This window comes from Curtobacterium sp. MCBD17_026 (assembly GCF_003234895.2).
Taxonomy (GTDB): Bacteria; Actinomycetota; Actinomycetes; order Actinomycetales; family Microbacteriaceae; genus Curtobacterium; species Curtobacterium flaccumfaciens.
In genome coordinates this window covers 606040-631217 of the sequence record NZ_CP126281.1, presented here as the reverse complement: position 1 = coordinate 631217, position 25178 = coordinate 606040, and the positions used below count along the sequence as shown (strand labels likewise).

22 protein-coding genes are annotated in these 25178 nt (G+C 72.0%); 14 read left to right on the top strand and 8 right to left on the bottom strand.

The genetic code is table 11. The features are described 5' to 3' along the window. Positions 1–18: 18 nt before the first annotated feature. Together DEI85_RS03040 and DEI85_RS03035 are read left to right on the top strand one after the other, a co-directional pair. On the top strand, positions 19–1035 hold the full coding sequence (locus tag DEI85_RS03040) for an alpha/beta hydrolase (RefSeq protein ID WP_111123686.1): 1017 nt from the start codon (positions 19–21) through the stop codon (positions 1033–1035). Between the two features lie 110 nt (positions 1036–1145). Continuing rightward, the gene (locus DEI85_RS03035) at positions 1146–1442 is read left to right on the top strand and encodes a hypothetical protein (protein ID WP_110858861.1); all 297 of its coding nucleotides are present in this window, start codon (positions 1146–1148) and stop codon (positions 1440–1442) included. On the opposite strand, the gene DEI85_RS03030 is transcribed toward DEI85_RS03035, so the two are convergent. From DEI85_RS03030 to yczR, 3 genes are all read right to left on the bottom strand, one after another. Next, entirely contained in the window at positions 1439–4831 is a 3393-nt protein-coding gene (locus DEI85_RS03030; protein ID WP_258376351.1) for an efflux RND transporter permease subunit, read from the bottom strand. The two genes, DEI85_RS03035 and DEI85_RS03030, sit on opposite strands and share 4 nt — an antisense overlap. Positions 4832–4894: 63 nt before the next feature. After that, positions 4895–5569 (bottom strand): DUF6518 family protein, encoded by a 675-nt coding sequence (locus tag DEI85_RS03025; RefSeq protein WP_110858859.1) that lies wholly within the window; start codon positions 5567–5569, stop codon positions 4895–4897. A gap of 171 nt (positions 5570–5740) precedes the next feature. After that, positions 5741–7192: a MocR-like transcription factor YczR gene (gene yczR, locus DEI85_RS03020; RefSeq protein WP_258376352.1), complete on the bottom strand. Its 1452-nt coding sequence runs from the start codon at positions 7190–7192 to the stop codon at positions 5741–5743. Positions 7193–7253: 61 nt separating this feature from the next. On the opposite strand from yczR, the gene yczE reads away from it, so the two are divergent. From yczE to DEI85_RS03005, 3 genes are all read left to right on the top strand, one after another. Next, positions 7254–7931 carry a membrane protein YczE gene (yczE, locus tag DEI85_RS03015; RefSeq protein ID WP_181419959.1) on the top strand — a complete coding sequence of 226 codons (678 nt, stop codon included), beginning with the start codon at positions 7254–7256 and terminating at the stop codon, positions 7929–7931. Positions 7932–8087: 156 nt separating this feature from the next. Further along, entirely contained in the window at positions 8088–8948 is an 861-nt protein-coding gene (locus DEI85_RS03010) for a DUF4097 family beta strand repeat-containing protein (protein WP_110858858.1), read from the top strand. Beyond that, the gene (locus tag DEI85_RS03005; protein ID WP_027465044.1) at positions 8945–9526 is read left to right on the top strand and encodes a PadR family transcriptional regulator; all 582 of its coding nucleotides are present in this window, start codon (positions 8945–8947) and stop codon (positions 9524–9526) included. Before DEI85_RS03010 ends, DEI85_RS03005 begins: the two co-directional genes overlap by 4 nt. Before the next feature lie 124 nt (positions 9527–9650). Here the strand turns inward: DEI85_RS03005 and DEI85_RS03000 are convergent, their stop codons facing one another. After that, entirely contained in the window at positions 9651–10103 is a 453-nt protein-coding gene (locus DEI85_RS03000; protein ID WP_110858857.1) for a MerR family transcriptional regulator, read from the bottom strand. Between the two features lie 130 nt (positions 10104–10233). On the opposite strand from DEI85_RS03000, the gene DEI85_RS02995 reads away from it, so the two are divergent. The 4 genes from DEI85_RS02995 to DEI85_RS02980 all read left to right on the top strand — a co-directional run bounded on the left by DEI85_RS02995 (position 10234) and on the right by DEI85_RS02980 (position 14133). Continuing rightward, the gene (locus tag DEI85_RS02995; RefSeq protein ID WP_110858856.1) at positions 10234–12468 is read left to right on the top strand and encodes an APC family permease; all 2235 of its coding nucleotides are present in this window, start codon (positions 10234–10236) and stop codon (positions 12466–12468) included. An 11-nt stretch (positions 12469–12479) separates the two neighbouring features. Further along, positions 12480–13235, top strand: a complete 756-nt coding sequence (locus DEI85_RS02990; RefSeq protein ID WP_110858855.1) for a hypothetical protein — start codon at positions 12480–12482, stop codon at positions 13233–13235. Between the two features lie 61 nt (positions 13236–13296). Then, positions 13297–13572 carry a DUF3072 domain-containing protein gene (locus tag DEI85_RS02985; protein ID WP_017886246.1) on the top strand — a complete coding sequence of 92 codons (276 nt, stop codon included), beginning with the start codon at positions 13297–13299 and terminating at the stop codon, positions 13570–13572. A gap of 120 nt (positions 13573–13692) precedes the next feature. Beyond that, a complete protein-coding gene (locus DEI85_RS02980) occupies positions 13693–14133 on the top strand; it encodes a DoxX family protein (protein WP_110858854.1) in 441 nt (146 codons plus the stop codon). A 123-nt stretch (positions 14134–14256) separates the two neighbouring features. On the opposite strand, the gene DEI85_RS02975 is transcribed toward DEI85_RS02980, so the two are convergent. Beyond that, complete coding sequence (locus DEI85_RS02975; RefSeq protein ID WP_110858853.1) at positions 14257–15402, bottom strand: NAD(P)-binding domain-containing protein; 1146 nt, start codon at positions 15400–15402, stop codon at positions 14257–14259. Between the two features lie 158 nt (positions 15403–15560). Between DEI85_RS02975 and DEI85_RS02970 the strand changes: the two genes are divergently transcribed. Further along, entirely contained in the window at positions 15561–15779 is a 219-nt protein-coding gene (locus tag DEI85_RS02970) for a DUF3073 domain-containing protein (protein WP_017886249.1), read from the top strand. 665 nt (positions 15780–16444) lie between these two features. Here the strand turns inward: DEI85_RS02970 and purM are convergent. After that, positions 16445–17560, bottom strand: a complete 1116-nt coding sequence (purM, locus tag DEI85_RS02965) for a phosphoribosylformylglycinamidine cyclo-ligase (protein ID WP_111123688.1) — start codon at positions 17558–17560, stop codon at positions 16445–16447. A 73-nt stretch (positions 17561–17633) separates the two neighbouring features. On the opposite strand from purM, the gene purF reads away from it, so the two are divergent. After that, on the top strand, positions 17634–19091 hold the full coding sequence (gene purF, locus DEI85_RS02960; RefSeq protein WP_027465037.1) for an amidophosphoribosyltransferase: 1458 nt from the start codon (positions 17634–17636) through the stop codon (positions 19089–19091). Between the two features lie 84 nt (positions 19092–19175). On the opposite strand, the gene DEI85_RS02955 is transcribed toward purF, so the two are convergent. Beyond that, a complete protein-coding gene (locus tag DEI85_RS02955) occupies positions 19176–19577 on the bottom strand; it encodes a hypothetical protein (protein ID WP_110858851.1) in 402 nt (133 codons plus the stop codon). Between the two features lie 108 nt (positions 19578–19685). Between DEI85_RS02955 and DEI85_RS02950 the strand changes: the two genes are divergently transcribed. Then, entirely contained in the window at positions 19686–22274 is a 2589-nt protein-coding gene (locus DEI85_RS02950) for a helix-turn-helix transcriptional regulator (RefSeq protein ID WP_146238481.1), read from the top strand. Positions 22275–22574: 300 nt separating this feature from the next. Here DEI85_RS02950 and DEI85_RS02945 read toward each other — a convergent pair whose 3' ends face one another. Continuing rightward, a complete protein-coding gene (locus tag DEI85_RS02945) occupies positions 22575–22946 on the bottom strand; it encodes a sterol carrier family protein (protein ID WP_111123718.1) in 372 nt (123 codons plus the stop codon). Between the two features lie 57 nt (positions 22947–23003). Here DEI85_RS02945 and purD point away from each other — a divergent pair, with 57 nt between their 5' ends. Beyond that, on the top strand, positions 23004–24272 hold the full coding sequence (gene purD / locus DEI85_RS02940; protein WP_111090232.1) for a phosphoribosylamine--glycine ligase: 1269 nt from the start codon (positions 23004–23006) through the stop codon (positions 24270–24272). After that, positions 24269–25138, top strand: a complete 870-nt coding sequence (locus DEI85_RS02935) for a phosphoribosylaminoimidazolesuccinocarboxamide synthase (protein WP_110858849.1) — start codon at positions 24269–24271, stop codon at positions 25136–25138. The genes purD and DEI85_RS02935 overlap by 4 nt, the downstream gene beginning before the upstream one ends. Positions 25139–25178 lie beyond the last annotated feature (40 nt).

The window sequence follows — 25178 nt, the reverse complement described above, 5'->3', positions numbered from 1 at the left end:
GCGGCTAGCGTTGACGTGATGAAGTCCGGCCGCCGCTCAGTGCTCGCGCTCGTCGCCGCGGTCGTGGCGCTCGGCGCGATGGCGTCCTGCAGCACGGACCCGGTCGGCGACGAGAACGCCACGGTGACCGCGGACAGCATCATCTACCCGCTGTCGCTGCGGTACCACGGCATCGACGTGGTGGCGGACGTGCCCTACGGCACCGATCCGCTGCAGCGCCTCGACGTGTGCCTGCCGGCCGACAGCGACCCCGCGACGACGGCGACCCCCACCGCGACGCCGTCGGCCTCGGCCGCCGCCGACCCCGATGCCCGAGCGGTCGGGGCCACCACCGGACGCCCGGCGGTCCTGATGATCCACGGCGGCAGCTGGTCGCACGGTGACAAGGCGACCGCCGCCTACCGGTCCGTGTGCAAGTACCTGGCATCCGAGGGCTTCGTGACGTTCAACGTCGACTACCGCCTGGCGCCGACCGACCCGTTCCCGGCCGGGCTCGACGACGTCCGCCGTGCGCTCGACTACGTGTTCCGTCCGGCGACGCTCGAGACCTACGACGTCGACTCCCAGCGCGTGGGCGTGTTCGGCGGGAGCGCCGGCGGCAACCTCGCCGCGATGCTCGCGGTCACCGACCACGACTCCGCCGCGTACGCCGACGGCGACCGGATCCGTGCCGTGGTCGACCTGAGCGGGCCGACGAACCTGACCACCCGGTCCACCGAGCCCGACGGGGTCTCGGCGGCCTTCCAGCGCAAGCAGCTGCTCTACCTGGGGTGCCGGTCGTACGCCAGGTGCCCGGCGGCCAGCCGGGCGTCGCCGGAGTTCCACGTCACCTCGGACACCGCTCCGTTCTTCATCGGGCACTCCACCGACGAGTTCATCCCGATGTGGGAGTCGCAGGAGTTCGCCGCGACGCTCCGGTCCCACGACGTCCCGGTGACGTTCGTGGTGGTCGAGGGCACGGCACACTCGATCGCCCAGCTCGACGAGGCGATGAGCCGCCGCGTGGCCACGTTCCTGCGGACGCAGCTGGGCTGACCACGCGAGCTGACCGGCTGGCCTCGCAAGGCGACCGGCCGCGTGCCCCGGGTGGGTGCCACCCGGAGTCGGGACTGCCGCTGTCGAGCCCCCGGCCGCAGACTTCGGGGGTGACCGACACCTCGACCCGCCCTGCCCGTGCCGCTGCGACCCGCTGGGACCGCCCGGCGCTGCAGACGTTCGGGGAGCTGCTGCTCGGGCTGTCGTTCGTCGCCGCAGTGGCCTTCGGCGGGTACGCCTCGGTCACCGGGCAGCTGGCCGTCGTGTCGCAGGGCGCCGCCGTGGTGTTCCTCGTGACGCTGACCCTGGTGCTCGTGTCGTGGTTCCGAGCGGTCGAGCGCGAGGAGCGGACCGAGCGTGTCGTCGTCTCGCCCCTCGCCGCCATCGACGCCGAGTACCGCCGCTAGGCCGCTTCGCCCGGCTCCGTCTGCTTCGCCGCCCGCCGATCCACGCGGCGTTCGCGAGCCCGCTCGACCACGAAGTACAGCGCCGGCAGCACCACGAGCGTCAGCAGCGTCGAGGACACCAGGCCACCGATCACGACCAGTGCCAGCGGCTGCGAGATGAAGCCGGACTTGCCGGTCAGCCCGATCGCCATCGGCAGCAGCGCGAAGATCGTCGCCATCGCCGTCATCAGGATCGGACGGAGGCGTCGTGTCGCGCCCTCGATCAACGCCTCGCGCACCCGCAACCCGCGCCGTCGGTACTGGTTGACGAGGTCGATGAGCACGATGGCGTTCGTCACGACGATGCCGACGAGCATGAGCAGACCGATCAGCGACGCGACGCCGATCGGGACGCCCGATGCGATCTGCAGCAGGATCGCGCCCGTCGCCGCGAACGGCACCGACACGAGCAGCAGCAGCGGCTGGAGCAGGCTCCGGAACGTCGCGACCATGATCACGTAGACGATCAGCACGGCGACCAGCACCGCGAGCCCGAGCTGCGAGAACGCGGACGACTGGCTGGCGGCGACACCACCGATCGAGGCGGTCGCGCCCTTCGGCAGGTCGAGCTCGTCGACGGCGGTCGTGACGGACTGCACGGCCGCACCGAGGTTCGTGGCGTCCGGCGTCACGGTGATCGTGGCGGTGCGGGCCGCGTTCGTCGTGGTGACCGTTGTCGGTCCCTCGGACTCCTCGACCGTGGCGACGTCGGACAGCGGGACCGTGCCGGTGCTCGTCGGGACGTCGAGGGCACGGAGTGCGGCGATGGTGGTCGGCGGCTCGGGGTCGGCGATGTAGACGTCGAGCGTCGCGTCGTCGATCTCGATGCTGCCGGTGTCCCGTGGCGAGACCGCTGCGGCGACGAGGCCACCCACCTGCGTCTCGGTGAGGCCGAGTGACGCGGCCTTCTGGCGGTCCACCCGGACGGCGAGGAACGGCTCCGCCGCGGACAGGTTGCTCGTGGCGCCTGTGGTGTCCGGGACCGACCGCATGGTCTTCAGCACCTGACGCGACGCCGTCTCGAGCTGCGCCTGGGTCGGCGCTGTGACGTCGACCTCGATGTCGCTGCTGCCGCCGAACCCGCCGCCGGAGGACGCGATGGTGACCTCGCCGACGTCCTCGATCGCACCGATCGACTTCCGGGCGTCGGCCTGGATCGTCGGCTGGTCGGCCTCGGCATCGGTCGTGACGGCGTACTGCACCGAGGCGCTGCCGCCCCCGCCGAACGCCGCCTGGATCGACTGGCCGCTCGTGCCGATGGTGGTCTGCACGGTCTCGACGCCGTCGACGTCCTGCAGTGCCCGCTCGACCTTGCGTGCGGACTCGGACTGGACGGCGAGGCTGGAGCCGGCCTTCAGGTCCTGCGTGACCGTGAAGGTGTTCTGCCCGGAGTCGCCGAGGTAGTTCGTGGTGACGAACGGCAGCGTGGCCACCGTTCCGCCGAGCACGATCACGGCGAGCAGGATGACGACGACCGGCTTCCGGACGACCCACCGGAGCACCGGCAGGTAGACGCGGCGCAGACGGTCGGCGGTTCCGGCGTCGTGCAGGTCCGCGGCGGAGGCGAGCACGCCCTCGGACCGGTCGTGATCGTGCCCGGCGACGCCCGCCGACGGCGCTGCATCCGCTTCCGAGTCCGCTGCCGTCGTCGCATCGCCCGGCTTCGCCTTCGGCGGGCGCAGCCACCAGTACGCGAGCACCGGGACGATGGTGAGCGAGACGAACAGCGACGCGACGAGCGCCAGGGTGACCGTCACGGCGAACGGTCGGAACAGCTCCCCCACGAGTTCAGCGACGAAGGCGACCGGCAGGAACACCGCGACGGTCGTCAGCGTCGACGCGGTGACCGCTCCGGCGACCTCGCGCACGGCGTCCCGCACGGCACGGCCGCGGTCGACGCCGGGGAGCATGTGCCGCTTGATGTTCTCGATGACGACGATGGAGTCGTCGACCACGCGGCCGATCGCGATCGTGAGGGCCGCCAGCGTGATGATGTTGAGCGTGTACCCGGCGGCGCGCATGCCGATCGCGGCGAGGAGCACCGACGTCGGGATCGAGATCGCGGTGACGAGCGTGGAACGCCACGACAGCAGGAACACCAGGATGACGATCACCGCGAAGGCGAGCCCGAGCAGGCCTTCTTCGGCGAGGGAGTCGATGGACTGCTGGATGTAGGGCGCCTGGTCGAAGACGACGGTGAAGCGGGGGTCACCCTCGATCTTGTCCTCGATACCGGGCAGGGCGTCGCGCACGGTCGTCGAGACGTCGACGGTGTTGGCTTCCTGCGTCTTCGTGATCGAGATCGTCAGGGCCTGCTGGCCGTCCACCCGGCTGATCGAGGTGCGCGGCGACTCGGTGATGGCGACCTTCGCGACGTCACCCAGGGTGGTGTCCGTCGGCGTGGCCGCGGTCGTGGACCCGCCAGTCGCGGCGTCACCGGTGGGGGCGGTGTCGGTCGCCCCGGTGCCGGTCGCACCCGTGTCGCTTCCGGTCGCACCGGCGCCGGTCGCACCCGTACCGGCGGCACCCGCAGCCGTGCCGTCACCGGACGACGTCGTCCCGTCGGCGGCACCCGACCCGGATCCGTCCGAGCCCGACGAGCCCGAAGAACTCGACGAGCTCGTCAGCGGCAGCGCGCGGATGTCCTCGAGCGAAGCGATCCGCTCACCCGTCTGCACCGACAGGGTCGAGCCGTCCTCGGTGATGGTGCCGCCGGGGATCAGGGTGCCGTTGTCGTCGAGCGCGTCCGAGATCGCCGTCTGGGTCAAGCCGCGGGCGGCGAGCTCGTCCTGGTCCGGCGTGATGACGACGCGACGGCCCGGGTTGCCGAAGACGTCCGCCTGCCGCACGCCGTCGAGCTTCTCGAGGTCGGGGATCGCCGAGGCCTGCAGCCGGTCGACGAGCTGCTCCTGGTTGCCGGACGCCGAGACCGCGACCTGCAGCACCGGCAGGTCGTCGAAGGACCCGGTGACGATCTGCGTCTGCACCGAGTCGGGCAGCGACAGCGCGTTCACCGCGGTCTGGATCTTGTCCTCGGCGCTGGCCAGGTTCGATCCGTACTGGAACGACGCCGACACCACGCTCTGCCCGGTGGACGAGGTCGCACTGGTCGACTCGAGGTCCGGGACGACCTGGATCGCCTGCTCGATCTTCGTCGAGACGTCGTTCGACACGACCTCTGGCGTGGCTCCGGGGTAGGCGCTGACGATCGCGACCTGCGGGAACTCGACGCTGGGGATCAGCTCCTGCTTGAGACTCGAGAGCGCGATGCCGCCGAAGACCGCGACCACGATCGTGACGAGCGCGATGAGGGCCCGGTTGCGCAGGCTGAAGACCGAGAGGAGGTGCACGTCATCGATCCTCGCAGGACCGACCGACGAACGTTCGGCTGGCAGCCAGAACCCGCCGTCGGATCAGAACCCGCCGAGCAACAGGTACGCCCCGAGCACCGCGACGGTCCCGACCACCCCGGTGCCGAGCGCCACCACGCGCGCGACGGGTGAGCGGGTGCCGAGGACCCCGATGCCGAGGAGCACCACCCCGACGACGATCTCGACGACCCAGGTGACGTGCCCGGTCGTCGCGGCGACCTGCAGCAGCCCGCGGATCCCCTCACCGACGAGCACCGCGGCCGTCACACCGAGCGCCCCCGCGCGCCACCGGGCGTCGCGGGACCGCACCGCCACGGCGACCGCCCCGGCCAGCAGCCCGGCCGGCACCCCGAGCAGCACCCACGGGTTCGTGATCGACAGCACGTCCGGGAACCCGCGCAGGACCGTCGTGGCCCAGTACCCGACGTGCATGAGCTCGAGGAGCACGACGCCGAGCACCATCGCGAGCGGCAGGGCGACGCGGCCCGCTCGTGCTCCGGCCGCCAGGCACAGCAGCGCCGCGACGAGGAACCACGGTCCGGCCGAGTTCGACACGGAGGCGAGTGCGGGCACCGCCTGCCCGAACGACGTCAGGACGCCGGCCAGGACCGCCCCGCTCAGCGCGATGGTGACCCGCACCACGGCGGGGACCGGCGCGGGCGGGTCGACGGGCGTCGGCACAGCGGAGCGGGTTCCGGCGGACAGGGTCGCGTTCATGGCTCCAGCCTCGCCGGACCCCACCGACGCCGCATCACCCCGGGGAGCGAGAACCCCGGACCCGGCCTCACCCCAGAGGATGACACCGAGCCCCCGGCGCACGACACCGAGCCGCGGCGCATGACACCGAGCCCGGCGGATGACACCGAGCCCGAGAGCCCGACGCACCTCTTAGACCACCGCCGCCAACGACCCCCGCACCCCGGTCGACTCGCCACCGACCCGCTCCCACGCACGCGACAGCACGTCGACCAACCGCCCCCGGTCGGCCGGGGCCATCGTGAACGGCACCCGCAGGAACCGCTCGAACCCGCCGTCCGGCCCGAACACCCCGCCCGAGGCCAGCACCACGCCCTCGGCCCTCGCGGCGAGCACGAGCGCGCTCGACACCGGCCGGCCGAGCCCGACCCACGTCGTCAACCCGCCCGCCGGCGCCGGGACGTCCCACTCCGGGAGCCGCGCCCGGAGCGCCCCCACGACCGCGTCGCGACCTTCGCGCAGGGACGCACGCCGCCCCTCCAGGACGGCCGCCGTGCGCGGGACCAGCTCGCGCACGACCAGCTGGTCGAGCACGGGGGTGCCGAGGTCGCCCGTCGGGCGGGCGAGCAGCAGCCGCTGCAGCAGCGCCCGGTCGGCACGGATCCAGCCGATCCGCAGCCCGCCCCAGAAGACCTTGGCGGCGGAACCGATCATCACGACCGACGCCCCCGACGGGTCGGCCGCTGCCAACGGCGGCGACGGCGAACCGTCGATCCGGAGCTCCCCCATCGTCTCGTCGGCGATGACGGTCGTGCCGACCGAGGACGCGACCGACAGCAGGAGCTGGCGGGTCGATGCGGACATGGTCGCACCGGTCGGGTTGTGGAGCTCGGGCATGACGTACGCGACGGAGGGCGCGGTGCGACGCAGCGTCGTCTCGAGCGCGGCGGCGTCCCACCCCGTCCGCGCATCGACGGGGACGCCGACCAGACGGCCGCCGGCCTCGCGGAAGGCCTCGTGCGCGTGCGGGTAGGTCGGGGACTCGACGAGGACGGCGTCGCCACGGCGGACGAGCACGCGCGCGAGCAGGGCGATGGCGTGCTGCGCGCCGATGGTGACGATGACCTGGGAGGGCTCGGTCGGCAGTCCGCGCTCGGTGTAGCGCGCTGCGATCGCGGCGCGGAGGCCGGGGTCGCCGACGGTGTCGTAGCCGATGCCGGCGAGCGCCGCGGGCACGTGCCGGACCGCCCGCTCGACCGCCTCGTCGATGCCGGGGGCCGCGTGCAGGGCCGCCTTGCGCAGGTCGAGCAGGTCCCCCTCGACGACCCCGCCCAGGCGTTCGGGGTCGGGCCGGCCGACCAGGTCACGGGGCAGGTGGACCACGCTGCCCGAGCCACGGACGGACACCAGGAACCCGTCGGAGCGCAGCCGGGCGTAGGCGTTCGCGACGGTGGTGCGTGAGACACCGAGGGCTGCGGCCAGGCCGCGCTCGGCCGGCAGCCGGACGCCCTGGGCGACCCGCCCGTCGATGACGAGGACCCGGAGGGCATCGGCGAGGGCCTCGTAGGCCGGAGCGTCGGTGCTCGCGCGCCAGTCGGTCAGCAGGTGGGCGGCGGCACGGGCACTGATCAGGACAGGGGGCACGGGTCCACGGTAGCGCGATTGGCTCTCGACCAGCAGGCCAATCTGTCGGGACGATGGCCACATGCCCCGCCGCACCGCCCTCACCCTGCGCTTCGTCCAGCTCTTCGTCGGACTGTTCCTCTACGGCGCCTCGACCGCACTGCAGGTCCGCGCGGTGGTCGGCGTGAGCTCGTGGACCGTGCTGACCCAGGGGCTCGAGAACGTCGTGCCGTGGTCGTTCGGGGTCATCACGGTCGTGTCGAGCGGCGTCATCCTGCTGCTGTGGATCCCGCTGCGCCAGAAGCCGGGCATCGGGACGCTGCTGAACGCCCTGGCGATCGGGCCGAGTGCCGACCTGGTGCTCTGGCTGGTTCCGGAGCCGTCGGGGCTCGTCGCCCGGATCGGGCTGTTCGCCGCGGGACTCGTGCTGCTCGCGATCGCGACGGCGTTCTACATCGGTGCGGGGTTCGGCACGGGCGCGCGGGACGGCCTGATGGTCGGGTTGCACCAGCGGCTCGGCTGGCCGATCTGGCTCGCGCGGACCCTGGTCGAGGTCACCGTGGTGATCGTCGGGTGGATCCTCGGCGGGGACGTCGGCGTCGGCACCGTCATCGCGGCGTTCGCGATCGGCCCGATGGTCCAGCCGCTCATGCCGCACTTCCGCCGGTTCCCGTGGAGCCCCGAGCGCACCGCCGCAGCGCCCGGCGTCGCAGCACCCGCCCTGGAGGCCCGCCCCACCCCCGCCACGCCCGCTTCGTGAGCAGGGACGGTCGGGTCCACGGCGCCGACCCGACCAGTCCTGCTCACGATCGCCCGGCGATCGCCCGGCGATCGTGTGCGACCCCTTGCGGCCGTAGGGAACGCGATATAGCGTGACCTGCACAGACGCGATACATCGCGAGTTCCAGGAGGCAACATGGCGCAGGAGAAGTGGCTCGTCGACGAGCCCAAGGTCATCGACACCGGCATCGTGCGCACCGTGCGTGTCGGCCTCGTCGGCGGGCAGGTGGACGTCGTCGCGCACGACGAACCCACGGCCCGGGTCGAGATCCACAGCGTGTCCGGCAAGCAGATGCTCATCGAGGTCGACGGCGACACCCTCACCGTCGACCACCCCCAGGTCCGGTGGGACGACCCCATCGGGTTCCTGAAGTCCTTCCGCGGCAAGGCCCACGCCGACGTCAGCATCCTGGTCCCCCGCGACGCCGGCATCACGCTCGGTGTCGTCTCGGCCGGTGCGCTGCTGTCCGGCACGAACCGTGGTGCCACGCTCAACACGGTGTCCGGCGACCTGGTCGTCGACGGCGTCGCGGGTGACGTCACGGTCAACGCCGTCTCGGGCGCCACCACGATCCGCGACCTCGACGGCGCGCTCGCGGTGCACACCGTCTCCGGCGACGTCGTGGCCACCGGCGAGATCCCGCGGTTCCAGGCCGACGGTGTCTCAGCCGACGTCGTGCTCGACCTGCACGGGGTCCCCGAGTCCGCGCGCGTCAACACGGTGTCCGGGTCGGTGAGCGTCCGCCTGGCGGACGGCGTCGCCTACAAGTGCACGGTGAACACCGCGACCGGCAAGCTGCAGTTCGACGACGCCGAGATCCGCGGGGTACGCGGTTCGTACGTCAAGCAGGGCGGCGAACTGTCCGGCCAGTGGCTCGACCTGCGGGTGAACTCCGTCTCCGGCGACATCGCGGTGCTGCACGCCCCGCCGGTCGCCGAACCTGCACCCCCGACGACACCGACCACCCCGACCAACGAGAGCGAGGTGCCCGAATGAGCCCCGTCTTCGCCCACGGTCACCTGCGCCTCTACCTGCTCGTCCTGCTGGCCGACCACCCGATGCACGGCTACGAGCTCATCCAGGCACTCGGCGACCGCTTCGGCGGCACCTACGTGCCGAGCGCCGGCACCGTGTACCCCCGGCTCGCCAAGCTCGAGGACGACGGCCTGGTCACCAAGACCGCCGACGGGCGCAAGACCGTCTACGCGATCACGGACGCCGGCCGTGCCGAGCTCGCGGCGCGTGCCGACGAGATCGCCGCGGTCGAGTCCGGCGTGAGCGACTCGGTGAAGTCGTTGGCCGACGGCGTGCGCGCCTCGGTCGGCGAGGCCATGCGCTCGCTCCGTGCCGACCTGGCCGCCGCAGCCGAGAGCCCGGCGACCGGTTCCGCCGAGGAGCCCGTGTCCGTGCCGTCGGACAGCGCCCGCGCCCTGCGCGAGCTCGAGATGGCCCTGTCGTCGTTCCGGCAGCAGGTGCGTGCGGACCTGCGCCGTCGGGCGACCCGCGGCACGCTCGGTGCGGACACCGTGACGCGGCTGCGCGACGGCCTGGAGGCCCTGCGCAAGTCGCTCTGACGGCCGGCGGCCGACAGGCGGTCGCGACCACGGGCCTCCCGGCCGTCACCGGGACCGCCCGCGGAACCAGGTTCCGGACACAGCACCGTGCAGATGCGCGGTGCCGTGTCCGGAACCTGGTTCCTCACCGTCCCGCAACCGGTGGGTCGACGACCGACAGCCGCGTCGGCGCGAAGCCGGCGAACGCCTCGGCCGCAGTCAGGGGTTCCCCGTGCTCGACGCGCGCCACGGTGGTGCGCACCGCCGCGAGCTGCCGGGCCAGCCGGTCCCGTTCGTGCTCCAGCCACGTCAGGTGCGCCGTGAGCGCCGCGACGTCGTCACCCTCGTCGTCGAGGCGTCGCGCGATCTCCGGCAGTCCGAGTCCGAGTCCGCGCAGCAGCAGGATCCGCTGCAGCCGGACGAGCGCGCGGTCGTCGTAGCGCCGGAGCCCGCCCGCGCCGACGGCGGTGGCCGGCAGCAGTCCGACGGCCTCGTAGTGCCGAAGGGTCCGACTCGAGACGCCGGCGGAACGCGCCACCTCGGTGATGGCGTGGGGAGCTTTCGCAGCTGCGTCGTCCGGGCCTGTCGATCCGTTCATGCTGGCGACTGTACTGGTTGACGCTGCGTCAACGGCAAGGGGTGGGCGGCACCCAGGGTCGAGCGCCCGTGGGCACCCGGGAATATGCGGCAGGCGAACCGTGTTGACTCGCGCCCGGAACTGAGTAGGTTTGCCGCTCGTGACGAACGAGATCCGGTCGTTGAAAGCACGACTGATCGGGGATCCCCTCCCCTCTGAGAAGCTCGAAGGACAGCTCCTCCCGAAGCACCTGGCCCTGCCGATCTTCGCGAGTGACCCGCTGTCCTCTGTCGCGTACGCGCCGCAGGAACTCCTGATGATCCTGCTGCTCGGCGGCATGGCCTTCCTGACGTTCGCGCCGTGGGTCGCCGCGCTCGTCGTGCTGCTGCTCGTGGTCGTCGTCGCCTCGTACCGGCAGCTCATCAAGGCGTACCCGTCCGGCGGTGGCGACTACGAGGTGGCGCACCGGAACCTCGGTGAGAAGGCCGGGCTGGTCGTCGCCAGTGCGCTGCTCGTCGACTACGTGATGACGGTGGCCGTGTCGGTCGCCTCCGGTGTCGACAACATCATCTCGGCGCTGCCGATGCTCGACCACTTCCGCGTCGAGCTCGCCCTGCTGTTCGTCGTGCTGCTCGCCGCCGCCAACCTGCGGGGTGTGCGGGAGTCGAGCAAGGCCTTCGCGATCCCGACGTACCTGTTCGTGGCGAGCGTCTTCGTGATGGTCGTCACCGGGCTCGTCCGGGTGGCAGCGGGCAACGCCCCGGTCGCGGAGTCCGCTGCGTACACCGTGCAGAACGTGGAACACACGACGCAGGCGGCGTTCATCCTGCTGCTCCTTCGCGCCTTCGCCTCGGGCTGCTCGGCCCTGACCGGCGTCGAGGCCATCGCGAACGGTGTGCAGGCGTTCCGCCGGCCGAAGATCAAGAACGCGCAGGCCACCCTGGTCGCGATGGGCGGCATCGCGATCGTCCTGTTCATCGGGCTCATCACCCTGGCGCTCGTGTCGCACGTGCACTACGCCGAGCGTGCCTGCGACCTGCAGGGCTTCGCGAACTGTGCCACCACGCCCCAGCGCTCGCTCATCGCGCAGATCGCTGCGGCGACCTTCGGCAACAACTCGGTGCTGTTCTTCGTCATCCAGGCGACGACGGCTGCGGTCCTGCTCCTCGCGGCGAACACGGCCTTCAACGGGTTCCCGCTGCTCGGCTCGATCCTGGCGCGCGACTCGTACGCTCCGAAGGCGCTCTCGACCCGCGGCGACCGCCTCATCTACTCGAACGGCGTCATCGTCCTCGCCCTCGTCGCCGCGGCGCTGCTCGTGGTCTACCGGGCGAACGTCACGAGCCTCATCCAGCTCTACATCATCGGTGTCTTCGTGTCGTTCACGCTCGGGCAGACGGGCATGGTCGTGCACTGGACGCGGCTGCTTCGGGCCGACCGGGACCGGGACGGGTCGCCCGCTGCTGACGACGAGCCACCCGTGAACCGCGGGCAGGTCGTCCGCTCCCGAACGATCAACGCGATCGGCGCCACCTTCACCCTCGTGGTGCTCGTCATCGTCACGATCACGAAGTTCACCCACGGGGCCTGGCTCGTGTTCCTGATCATGCCGGTGCTGTACGTGCTGATGCTCGGCGTGAACCGGTACTACCGCGACGTCTCGCACGAGATCGAGGCCGACGTCGAGACGAAGTTCGGCGCCACCGGCGACCACGCGATCGTCCTGGTGAACAAGCTGCAGAAGCCCGTGCTCAAGGCGCTCGACTACGCGGTCGCCGCGGAGCACGCGAGCATCGAGGCGGTGCACGTCGCGATCGACGACGCCGAGTCCCAACGCCTGCGCGACCAGTGGGCGGAGTACGGCATCCAGGTGCCGCTGACGATCGTGCCGAGCCCCTACCGCGACATCTCGATGCCGCTGATCAAGTACATCAAGGCACACCGGCACGAGCACGGCTCCGAGGTCGTCACCGTCTACACCCCGATCTTCATCGTCGGGCACTGGTGGGAGGGCCTGCTCCACAACCACCGCGGTCGCCGCATCCGCAAGAAGCTGCTGCTCGTGCACGGCGTCACCGTGGCCCTGGTGCCGTGGCTCCTCGACTCGTCCGAGCTGCTGTACGGCCGACGCTCCCGCCCGCTGCCCGGCCAGGATCGCCGCGGCGAGCCCGTCCGGCCCCCGCTCCGCCGCCCCGCGCAGCCCGCGTCGCCGGCCGAGGCCGCGACCGAGGACCGCCTGCTCCGATCCGCGGAGCGCAACAGCATCCAGCCGCGCCGCGCGACCCGTCCGGCGGGCCCCGCCGAGGGCGTCGACCCCGCGCTCTGCACGGGCGAGATCCACGCCCTCGTACCCTCCCCGCCGCGACGGGGAGCCGACGAGTCGTAGCATGTGGCCCCATGACCATCAGTGACCTGCGGACGTTCGCCACGTTCGACGGACACGGCGGCAAGGTCTCGAAGCGCGTCGAGGTGCTCGACCACGAACCGCCGCCCGGCAGCCCGCTCGAAGGACTCGTCGCCGTGCGGGGCGAGCACCCCCTCGGCGCGCGTGACGAGCGCGCCGCCGACGACTCCGCCGCGCTCTCCCGTGGCGTCCCGAGCGTCGGGTGGGTGGATCCGGCGGCGCTCCGCGACTGGTACCGCCCGGACCGCGTCGTCCTCACCCGGCTCGAGGCGCGGCAGTCCGGCATCGAGCCCGGCGTCTACGCCGACTCCCGTGGGCGCGGTCGCGTCCGGATCGACGGCCTGGAGGCTCACCTCGCCCCCGACGGTCGACCCGCGTTCCGCGCGCTGGCCGGCCCCACCGCCGAGCCCGTCGTCGACGCGCCGCTGCCGACCGACCAGGCCGTCCGCCTGGTGGCGGTGAGCGCTGTCACCGAAGGGCTCGAGGTCGTCACCGCCCCGGTGTCACCGTTCCTGCAGCCCGGCGAGCACCCGGCGTACGGCGACGACGTGGTCGGGTTGCCGCCACGTCCGGCGAGCGGTCACGTCCGGGTCACGGCGTCGGTGCTGCTCGACGGCGAACTGCACGAGGTCGACCGGATCGACGTGCGTGCGGCGACGATCTGGATCCGCCGCGACGACCGCGTCGTGCCGATCGCCACGAGTGCCGTCGGGCCCGACCTGGTGCGGTACGCGGCGACTGCGGTCTGAGCCGCTTCGGGGGACGCCGCTGCTGCGTGTCGTGACGGGGGTGCGGCGTACCGTCGCGGACATGAGTGACGCAGACCGCGACCAGCAGCAGACCCCGGACGCACCGATCCAGGGCGAGACCCTCGGCGGCCCCCGACCCGACCCCTCCACCGACGCGAGCAAGGACCCCGAGCAGTGGGTCACCGGCGACGAGCCGATGACCGGACCGCAGCGCAGCTACCTCGACACCCTGGCCCGTGAAGCCGGCGAGGAGCTCCCCGCCGACCTCACCAAGGCGCAGGCGTCGGAGCACATCGACCGTCTCCAGCAGCAGACCGGCCGCGGCGCCGATTCCTGAGGAGCAGTCCGCCCTTCGGCGGACCGCTGCCTGGGCATGCTCTGAGCGTGTTCTGGCGAAGCGCGGTCAGTCCCCTGTTCGAGGACGATTGGTGACGCGTCACCGGCTACCTTCGTGGCCATGCGAACGACATCGACCTCCATCGGCCTGACCGCGCTCCGCATCGTCCTCGGGGTGGTGTTCATCGCCCACGGCGCCCAGAAGTTCGCCCAGGGCATCCCCGCCGTGGTGCAGGGCTTCTCCGGCATGGGCGTCCCCCTCGCCGAGGTCGCAGCACCCCTGGTCGCCGGCCTCGAGCTCGTCGGCGGCATCCTGCTCGTGCTCGGCGTCGCCACCCGTGTCATCGGCGTGCTGCTGGCCGTCGACATGGTGGTCGCCGGGTTCCTGGCCCACGGCACCGCCGGCTTCTACTCGCAGGACGGCGGGTTCGAGTACGTGCTCGTCCTCGCGGTGGCGTCGTTCGCCGTGGCGTTGACCGGGCCCGGGCGGTTCTCGCTCGACGCCCTGGTGCTCAAGTCGTCGCGCCGTCGTCGTGGCGTCGAGGGACCCCTGCCCGCCTGAGCCGCGCGGCTCGTCCGGTGCGAGGTTCCGTCGCTCGTGCGAGCTCACCGGGGCCGCACCGGGAACGGAACCTCGCACCGTTCACGCGGCCCCCTCGCACCGTGCGAGGGGCCGCGCGGCCGTTCAGCCCGCCAGTGCATCCATGACCTGGCGGGCGATGCGCCGTCCGGCCCGGTTCGCACCGATGGTCGACGCCTGGGGACCGTAGCCGGCCAGGAACAACCGCGGCTCCTCGGCCGACCGGCCGTCCTCGACCACCACCCCGCCCGCCGGGGTCCGCAGGTGCAGCGGTGCGAGGTGCCGCAGGTCGGCGCGGAACCCCGTCGCCCAGATCACCGCGTCGGCGCGCACATGGGATCCGTCGGCGGTCCACACGCCGGTCTCGTCCATCCGCGTGAACATCGGCTCGTCACGCAGCACGCCGCGGTCGATGCCGGAGCGGATCCGTCGCGACACCGGGACCCCGGTGCCGCTGACGATGCTCGGCAGGACCTCGCCGGCGCGGGCGGCACGGTCCTGTTCGTCGACGGCGGCCACCGCGGACTCGACGTCGAGCGACGCGGTCCCGGCCCAGACCATCGGGCGCCGGGTGAACCACCGCGTCGAGCGGGCGACGCCGTCGAGTTCGAGCAGGAACCCGATCGCGCTCGTCCCACCGCCCACCACCACGACGTCCTGGCGAGCGAACTCGGTGGCGCTGCGGTACTCGGTCGTGTCGACCTGCCGTCCGCGGAACACGTCGCGGCCCGGGTACCACGGCACGAACGGGGTGCCCCACGTGCCGGACGCGTTCACCACGACCTCGGCACGGATGCGCGTGACGGTGCCGTCGGCGCTCCGGGTCGTGACGCACAGGCCGCCGTCCGCCGGAGCCTCGGCCGCCACGCCGCCGTCGCCGTCGATGCGCGAGACGGACGTCACCGTGACCGGGCGCCGGACCCGCAGGTCGTAGTGCTGCTCGAAGCGCCGGTAGTACTCCCCGACGACGTCCCGGGCGGGCCGTGACCGGTCGGCGTCGTCGAACTCCAGGCCCATCGCGCGCATGCCGGGCAGGTCGTGCACCCGGTGCGCCGCTCCGAGCCGCAGGGCCTCCCACCGGAACTGCCACGCCCCACCGGTGCTCGGCGCGCGGTCGAGGATCACCAGCTCGCTGCCCGGGACGAGCCCGAGGCGACGCAGGTGGTATCCCACGGAGAGCCCCGCCTGCCCCGCACCGATCACCACCACGCGGGCGTGCTGGTCGACCGGGGTCTCGAGGGGTTCCGTCATCACTTCGATTCTGCTGTGCGGGCCAGCCGTCGCGCGACGTCCAGATCGAGGTACATGGTAGAGTGATCGGCAGATTTCAAACCACGAACCGTCTGGTTCCCCGAGTGATCCTCCGTCATTCGCCAGGACCGGACCAGAGCCGAACGAGGGGGTCACGCATGGGGCGCGGCCGTCAGAAGGCGAAGCACACCAAGGTCGCCCGCGAGCTGAAGTACTTCAGCCCGCAGACGAACTACGGTGCGCTCGAGCAAGAGCTCTCCGCCGGACAACACTCCGACGAGAACTACGTCGACCGTTGGGCGGACCAGTACGGTCCGGAACCGGCGGAAGACGAAGACGAGTTCGAGACCCAGGCAGACCAGAACAAGTCCGCCTGACTTCTCTCGCAGTCACGCCGCGCAGCCCTCGGGCAGCGCGGCGTTTCCGCGTGCCCGGACGCCGGACGCGCACAGGCACTCATCGGATCTTCCAGGGCACCCTGCAGCGCGCTCGGGTCCCGGCCGCGAGTGGTCACGACTCCCCGCGCGCAAGACGCCGTGCGGTCGAGAACTGTCGGCTGCAGGCACGCCAGGCGACGGTTCGTGACCGCTCACCGCACGCACCACAGCGAGTCCCCGGCACACCCGCGACGGAGGCAGGGGCCAGGCTGCTCGCATCACACGCACCGGTACCGCGCCCGAGTCCCGGCCTCGAGTGGTCACGACTCCCCGCGCGCAAGACGCCGAGCGGTCACGAACTGTCGGCTGCAGGCACGTTGAACGACGGTTCGTGACCAGTCACCGCACGCAGCACGGCGAGTCCCCGGCACACCCGCGACGGAGGCAAGGACCAGGCTGCTCGCATCACACGCCCCGGTACCGCGCCCGAGTCCCGGCCTCGAATGGTCACAACTCCCCGCGCGCAAGACGCCGTGCGGTCACGAATCGTCGACTGCAGGCCCGCCGAACGACGGTTCGTGACCACTCACCGCACGCTCCACGGCGCGGCGCAGGACCGCGGCGCGGCGGGAGCGGGAGCCCCCGGCCCGGCGCCGCCGAGCTGGTCAGCCCGCGTAGCTCCCGACGAGCCGGACAGCGCCGCCGTCGACACCCTTGGCCCCCTGCTCGAACCCGGTCAGGTCCCGCGCGGACGTGGCGATGGTGCCGACGGGCCACGTGGGCATGCCGGCGGCACCGAGTGAGGCGATGACCTCGGCAGCGTCCCCGGCCGAGACGACGGCGAACATGCCGATGCCCAGGTTCCAAGTGCCCTCGGTGTCCTCGATCGGGGTGCCGGCCATGTCAGCCAGGACCCGGAAGACCGGGAGCGGCTGCCAGGTGGAACGGTCGACCTCGACCCAGGAGCCGACGGGCACCACACGCGCCAGGTTCGCGGCGATGCCACCACCGGTCACGTGCGAGAGCGAGTGCACCGCGCCCGGGTGCTGCTCGAGAAGGGCCAGGAGCGGTGCGGTGTACAGGCGGGTCGGCTCGAGCAGGGCTTCGCCGACGGAGACCGCGCCGCCGAACCCGACGCCGCTCAGCTCGGGCAGCTGGTCCGTGAAGCCGACGCCCCGCGACGCCAGGATGTGCCGCACGAGCGAGTAGCCGTTCGAGTGCAGGCCCGACGACTCGATCGCCAGGACCACGTCACCGTCCTGCACGAGGTGCGCTCCGAGCTGCGCGTCCGCCTCGACGACACCCGTCGCCGCACCGGCGACGTCGTAGTCGTCCGGGCCGAGCAGCCCCGGGTGCTCGGCGGTCTCGCCGCCGACCAGGGCGGTGCCGGTCTCCGAGCAGCCGCGGGCGATGCCCGCGACGATGTCGGCGATCCGGCCCGGCACCACACGACCGCACGCGATGTAGTCGGTCATGAACAGCGGCTTCGCGCCGACCACGACGATGTCGTCGACGACCATGCCGACCAGGTCCTGCCCGATGGTGTCGTGCTTGTCGATCGCCTGCGCGATCGCGACCTTGGTGCCGACGCCGTCGGTCGAGGTCGCGAGCAACGGGTGTGAGAAGTCCTTCAGGAACGAGACGTCGTAGAGCCCGGCGAACCCACCGACGCCACCGAGGACCGAGGCGTTGTGGGTCGCCGCAACCGCGGACTTCATCAGTTCGACGGCCAGGTCACCGGCAGCGGTGTCCACTCCGGCTTCGGCGTACGGGTTGGGCATGCGGAGTCCTTCGCGGTGACATGGCAGACTTGTTCGGTACCCCCCGATTCTACGGTCTGGAGCACACCCGCGAATGTGCGGCATCGTCGGCCTTGTTGCGCAGGGCCCCGCCAACCAATCCATCTACGACGCACTGCTCCTCCTGCAGCACCGCGGGCAGGACTCGACGGGCATCGCCACGGTCGAGGGTCACGTGCACCACATGCACAAGACCCGCGGCCACGTGCGTGAGGCGTTCCGCACCCGCGACATGCGTGCCCTCCTCGGCACCATGGGACTCGGACACGTCCGCTACGCCACCAAGGGCGCCGCGACGAACGAGGAAGAGGCCCAGCCGTTCTACGTGAACGCGCCGTACGGCATCGTCCTCGTCCACAACGGCAACCTCACCAACACGCGGGAACTCACGCGTGAACTGTTCGACATCGACCGTCGCCACCTGAACACGACGAGCGACACCGAGCTCCTGGTGAACGTGCTGGCGCACGAGCTGCAGGGCCAGGTCCGCGGCGCGAACCTCGACCCGGGTCAGGTCTTCGACGCCGTCGAGCGCGTGCACGAGCGGGTCGAGGGCTCCTACGCCACGATCGCGACCATCGCCGGGCACGGGCTGCTGGCCTTCCGCGACCCGTTCGGCATCCGCCCGCTGATCCTCGGCCACAAGTTCGACGAGGCCGGGCAGCCGGAGTGGGTCGTCGCGAGCGAGTCGCTCGTGCTCGAGTCCGGCGGGTACGAGATCGTCCGCGACATCGCCCCGGGCGAGGCCGTCTTCATCGAGATGAACGGCCAGATGCACGCCCGCCAGTGCGCGAAGAACCCGCGCCTGGTGCCGTGCTCGTTCGAGTACGTCTACCTGGCACGCCCCGACTCGGTGATGAACGGCATCTCGGTCTACGACGCGCGTCTGCGCCTCGGCAACCGTCTCGCCGACACCATCGAGCAGTACGCGCCGACCGGTGACATCGACGTGGTCATGCCGATCCCGGACTCGAGCCGTCCGGCGGCCATGCAGGTCGCCCGGAAGCTCGGCATCGAGTACCGCGAGGGCTTCTACAAGAACCGCTACGTCGGCCGCACCTTCATCATGCCGGGGCAGGCGGAGCGCAAGCGTTCGGTGCGCCAGAAGCTCAACGCGATGTCGTCCGAGTTCAAGGGCAAGAACATCCTGATCGTCGACGACTCGATCGTCCGCGGCACCACGAGCCGCGAGATCGTCGAGATGGCCCGGGCCGCCGGCGCGAACGAGGTCACGTTCACGAGTGCCGCTCCGCCTGTCCGGTTCCCGCACGTCTACGGCATCAACATGCCGACGCGCGCGGAGCTCATCGCGCACGACCGGAAGATCCCGGAGATCAACCGCGTGCTCGGCAGCGACCACCTGATCTACCAGGAGGTCGGGGACATGCGCGACGCCATCATCGAGGGCTCCGACGTGACCGACCTCGAGATGAGCTGCTTCACGGGCGAGTACGTCACGGGCACCGTGAGCCCGGAGTACCTGTCCTGGGTCGAGGCGAACCAGCTCAGCTAGGTCGCGTCCGAGACGCGACCACCAGACGGACTGGAGGCCCGGTGCCAGCTGGCACCGGGCCTCCAGTCCGTTGATCGGGAGCGGCTACGGCCGCTGGTCACCGTGGTCGTCGAGCTCGCCGTCGACCGTCTCGGGCGGCAGTTCGACCTCGACGCGCTCCGCCGTCAGGCGGGCCGACCGCCGGGCGTAGACCCGGTCGAACACGACGGCGACGACCGCACCGACGAAGGCACCGATCGTGACACCCCACAGACTGAAGTAGCCGACCAGGCTGCCGAAGCTGGTCTGGTCCCGCTGGCCACCGAGGTTCATGGTGAGGGCGACCACGACGAGGGTCGCGAGGAATCCGAGCACGGCACCGCCGACGATGAACACGCCGAACTTCGGTGCACGGCGGATGGTGACCTCGTCGGGGCTGGCGACCGCGCTGGGAGCCGGTGCCGGCGTGGGGAGCGGCTGCTCGTCGGGTTGATCGGTGTTGCTCACCCGTCCATTGTCCCCCACTGTGGGACGTCCCGCGGCCTGTGCCCGGCGACCGATCCGGGAGAGGATGGTCGCTACTGGTCGGTATCCCAAGGGGAGGAGGTGTGTCGGATGCGTGAACGAACCGCACCCGCCCGCCGACGCCGACCGACCGCCCCCGCCCGCGTGGCCTGGCCCGTCGCGCAGCGCGTCGAGGAGGACCGCGCCGTCGCCGTCGTCGCCGAGCACCGGTGGAGCGTCGCACTCGTCGGCGCCCCCGGGATCGGCAAGAGCACCGCCGCGGCGCGGGTCACCGACCGCGTCGCCGGTCGCGACGGCACCGGCCGCACGGTCGTCGTGCCGATCACGGCGGTCGCCGCGAGCAGGTCGATGCCCTTCGGCGCCGTCGCCGAGCGCTTCGGCGAGCTGCCGGCGTCCATCTCGGAGCTGTCCGACGACACCGGTGCCGAGCAGCGCCTCCGGGCGATCGAGGACCTCGTCGACCGCGACGTCCTGCTCCGCGTCGACGACGCCGACCACCTCGACGCGATCTCCGCGCGGTACGTCGCCTGGCTGGTCCGCCGGCAGGGCGCCCGGCTCGTCCTGACCTGCCGCGACTTCACGGCGCTCCCCGAGCCGCTCCGCGCGCTGTGGCAGGACGACCTGCTCGAGCGCATCGACCTGCAGCCCCTGGCGCTGCACGAGACCGCGGCACTCGTGGCCGAGGCGCTGGGCTCGCCGCTCGAGAACGCCTCCGCCGAGCGCGTCCACCGCGCCACCGCCGGCAACCCGCTGTACCTGCGCGAGGTGGTCCGCGCGGCACGGGTCTCCGGTGCACTCGACCACACGGCGACCGGGTGGTACTGGCGCGGACGGGTGACCGCGTCGGACAGCCTCGCCGACATGTACCGCACGGAGCTCGGGTCGCTGCCGGAGGACCTGCGCGACGTCGTCGACATCGTCGCCCTCGCCGACCCGATCCCGCTCGCGCGCCTGCTCGGCCTGGTCACCGGCGGGGACGTCGACCGGGTCGTCGCGCTCGGCTTGGTCCGGATCGATTCACTCGAGGACGGCGCCGCGGTCGTCCGGCCGTCGCACCCGCTCGTCGGCGAGGTCATCCGGACCCTGGTGCCGGTGGCCCGGCGCACGGCACTCTTCGCGCGCGCCAACGCCTTCCGCACCGACCGGCCCGAGGGCGCACCGCCCGCAGCACGCCTGCGTGCCGCGCTGTGGTCGCTCGAGTGCGGGGTCCTGCCGTCGGTGGACCAGCTGCTCGACGCCGCGCAGGTCGCCGTGCGGCTGCAGGAGCACGAGAGCGGGATCGCCCTGGCCTCAGCAGCGCTCCGCACGACACTCACCCCGACCGAGCAGGTCACGGCGCACTGCCTCCGCTCGCTGGCGTACTCGTACTCGGACGGCCGTGAAGCCGGCCGCGCCGGCGCCGAAGCCGCTTGGGACGTGGCGAAACGGCACGTCGGCGACGTCACCGACGAGGCCGTGATCGAAGCGTGCGAGACCCTGGCGAACATCCGCCAGTTCCACGACGACGACGTCACGGCGGCGGTCGCCCTGACCGATGCCGCCACGCGCCTGGTGGAGTCCGACGAGGCCGTCGAGCGGCTGCGGCTGCTGCGGATGGCGCACCAGGGCTGGGGCGGAGACTTCGCCGAGGTCCGGGCCGAGATCGAGCGCAGCGGGATCGTGCACGCCCCGACGATGCCGATGTCGTTCCTCGCCGTCGCACCCTGCGCCGTGATGGCGTTGGCGACCGCCGGCCGACTGGACGACGCGTCCGCGCTCGGACACCGCGCCCTGGCCACCGCCGTGGCGCACGTCGAGGCAGCGCCCTGGAGCGTCGGTGAGAACTCCTCCGTCCTGCACCAGGTGCAGATGTGGCGCGGCGACCTGGACGACCTGATCATCGAGGTGCCGGCGGGGCGGTCCAGCCCATACCTGAAGTACGACTTCACGCTCGAGCTCATCGGCCAGGGCAACCTGGCGATCGCACAGCGCCGCTGGGACGACGCGGTCGCCGCGTTCTCGGCGGCGTGCGAACGGTACGACATCGCCGACCACGGCGGGTTCGCGGCCTACCCCTGGGCACGTCTGGCCCTGGCGCACGCCTACGCCGGACGCCCGGAAGCAGCCTCCAGTGCGCTCGAGCGGGCCCGGACCACCCCGCTGCGGGCGATGCGGATCATCGGCGAGCAGGTCGCCGTGTCGATCGCCTGGACCGAGGCCGTGCTCGGCAACCCGGCCGGACTGCAGCACGCCGACGAGATCATCGAACGCAGCACGGCCAACGGCTCGTGGACGCACGTGATGTACGGGTACGCCCTGCACCACGCGGTCGGCATGTCGCAGGGGCGCGACTCGACCGGTTCGCTCGCGCGGATGCGCGAGGCCGCCACCCGCGTCGACGGACCACTCGCCGCCGCCGTGATCGAGTACGCCGACGCCGTGCGTGCCGGCGATCGCACGCGGGTGATCGCGGCGCAGGGCGTGCTCGCGGCGCACGGTGTCTCGGTGGCCGCCGCGCGCTCGAAACCGCCGCTGACGAAGCGCGAGTACGAGGTCGCCGAGCTCGCTGCGCAGGGGCTGAGCAACCGCCGGATCGCGGAGTCCCTCGGGCTCTCGACGCGGACGATCGACGCGCACCTGTCCCGTGTCTTCGCGAAGTGGGACCTGCACGCGCGCTCGGAGCTCAGCGAGCTGCTCTGAGCTGCTCTGAGCTGCTCTGAGCTGCTCAGCGTTCGGCATCGGCTGTCGCACACGCAAGAACGTTGCGGATTGCAGCACGACGCGCCGCCACGATTGACACGTTGTGTGGAACATCGCGTACCTTGGTGCCTGTCGCCGGGTTCGGACCCGTTCGGGTCGGGTCCGAATCCCGGCGACTTCAAGCTTAGGAACCCGGTCGATGCGGGCGCATCGGTAGGCACTACCTAATTCGCGCGGGAATCCTCCGCGGGCGGCTTCGGGGCGGTTCGGGCAGGCGCGATTCGGTCAGGCGCGGGTGGGTCAGGCGCCGGGGGCGGGCAGCCGGACCGGCAGGAACGCCGTCAGGTCGGCGCGCGAGCCCGAGGCGCTGACGCGCGACTGCGCGACCGCCTCGGCCCAGGTCAGCTCGCCGGACGCGAGCGCGAGCCACGTGGTGGCGTCGGTCTCGACCACGTTCGGCGGCGTGCCACGGGTGTGCCGGGGTCCGGGCACGGCCTGGACGGCGGCGAACGGCGGCACCCGCACCTCGACGCTGTTGCCCGGCACCTCGTCCGCCAGGCACTGCAACGTCCACCGCACCGCGGTCGCGACGGCCGGTCGAGCCGTCTCCCCACGACGCACCGCGGCCAGTGCCGCGCGCCCGTCGGCGTCGTCGATCCTCCTGGGTGGCATCTCCACAGGCTAGCCCTCGCATCGCGGGCGGCGAGTCGGGCTGGGTAGGGTGATCGGGTGCGAATCCTCGTCCTCGGTTCCGGTGCCCGCGAGCACGCGATCATCACGGCCCTCCTCGCTGAGCATGCGGGTCACGTCATCACGGCAGCGCCCGGCAACGCCGGCATCGCCGCCGACGTCGAGACCGTCTCCCTCGACCCCACCAACGGTGCGCTCGTCGCCGAGTACGCGATCGAGAACGACGTCGAGCTCGTCGTCGTGGGCCCCGAGGCCCCGCTCATCGCCGGCGTGGCCGACCCGGTGCGCACCCGCGGCATCCCGGTGTTCGGGCCGGGCAAGGCCGCCGCGCAGCTCGAGGGGTCGAAGGCGTTCGCCAAGCGGATCATGGGCGAGGCCGGTGTGCCCACCGGGCGTCCGGTCTACGCCGGCACGGCGGACGAAGCCGTCGCCGCGATCGACGAGCTCGGCGCCCCGTACGTGGTCAAGGCCGACGGGCTCGCCGCCGGCAAGGGCGTGCTCGTGACCGACGACCGCCAGGCCGCGATCGACCACGCCACCTACTGGCTCCAGCACGGACACGTCGTGGTCGAGGAGTTCCTCGACGGCGAAGAGGTCTCGTTGTTCTTCCTGAGCGACGGGCACGACGTCCGCGCGCTCAGCCCTGCGCAGGACTACAAGCGCCTGGCCGACGGCGACCACGGACCGAACACGGGCGGCATGGGTGCGTACTCGCCGCTGCCGTGGCTCGCCGACCGCTGGCCGTCCGAGCAGGCCTTCGTCGACGAGGTCACCGAGCTCGTCGCGCTGCCGACCGTCCGTCGCCTCGAACACGAGGGCACGCCGTTCGTCGGGCTCCTGTACTGCGGCCTCATCGTCACCGAGCAGGGCGTCCGCGTGATCGAGTTCAACGCCCGCTTCGGTGACCCGGAGACGCAGGTCGTGCTCCCCCGCCTGGCCACGCCGCTCAGCGAACTCCTGCTGGCCGCCGCCACCGGGCAGCTCGGTGCGGTGCCCGCACCCGTGTTCCGCGACGAGGTCGCCGTGACCGTCGTCCTGGCGAGCGAGGGCTACCCGGAGAACCCGCAGACCGGTCGACCGATCACCGGCATCGACGACGCGAACGCCCGCGACGGCGTCTCGGTCGCGCACGCCGCCACCGGTGTCCTCGACGACACGCTCGTGGCCACGGGTGGCCGGGTGCTCAGCGTCGTGGCGACCGGGTCGGACTTCGCCCAGGCCCGCGAGCGCGCCTACGCCGGGCTCGGCGACATCACGCTCGACGGCGCCCAGTTCCGCACCGACATCGCCGCGAAGGTCGCGAAGTGACCGCCGCCGCTCCGATCGCCGGCTGGCGGCACGTCTCGTCCGGCAAGGTGCGCGAGCTCTACGTGCCCGAGGGCACCGCGGACCTGGCGAGCGCGTCCGAGCTGCTGCTCGTCGCCTCGGATCGGGTCAGCGCGTACGACTTCGCGCTCGAGCCGCCGATCCCGGGCAAGGGCGAGCTGCTGACCCGCCTGTCGCGGTTCTGGTTCACCCAGCTGAGCGACGTCCCGAACCACATCATCGGCCCGTCCTCCGGTGGAACCCCGGTGCCCGCCGAGGTCGAGGCACGGTCGATGCACGTCATGCCGCTGACGATGTTCCCCGTCGAGTGCGTCGTGCGCGGGTACCTGGTCGGCAGCGGCTGGGCCGAGTACCAGGAGACCGGCAGCGTGTGCGGCGTCGCGCTCCCCGCGGGGCTGTCCAACGGTGACCGCCTGCCGGAACCGATCTACACGCCGGCGTACAAGGCGGCCCAGGGCGAGCACGACGAGAACATCTCGTACGAGCAGACCGTCGACCTGGTCGGTGCCGAGACCGCGGCCACCCTGCGCGAGCTCTCGCTGCACGTCTACACCGAGGCCGCGGCCATCGCTCTCGAGCGTGACGTCGTCATCGCGGACACCAAGTTCGAGTTCGGGCAGGACGCCGCCGGCCGGATCCGCATCGCCGACGAGGTCCTGACGAGCGACTCCAGCCGCTACTGGGACGCCCGCTCCGCCGACCGCACCGACTCGTTCGACAAGCAGATCGTGCGGGACTGGCTCAGCGCGCACTGGGATCGCCAGGGCACGCCGCCGGTCCTGCCGGACGAGATCGTCCAGCGAACGGCTGCGCGCTACGCCGAGCTGATCGAACGCCTCGGCGCCTGACGCCCCGCCCGGTCGGCCGGCCGGCCGGCCGGCCGGCCTG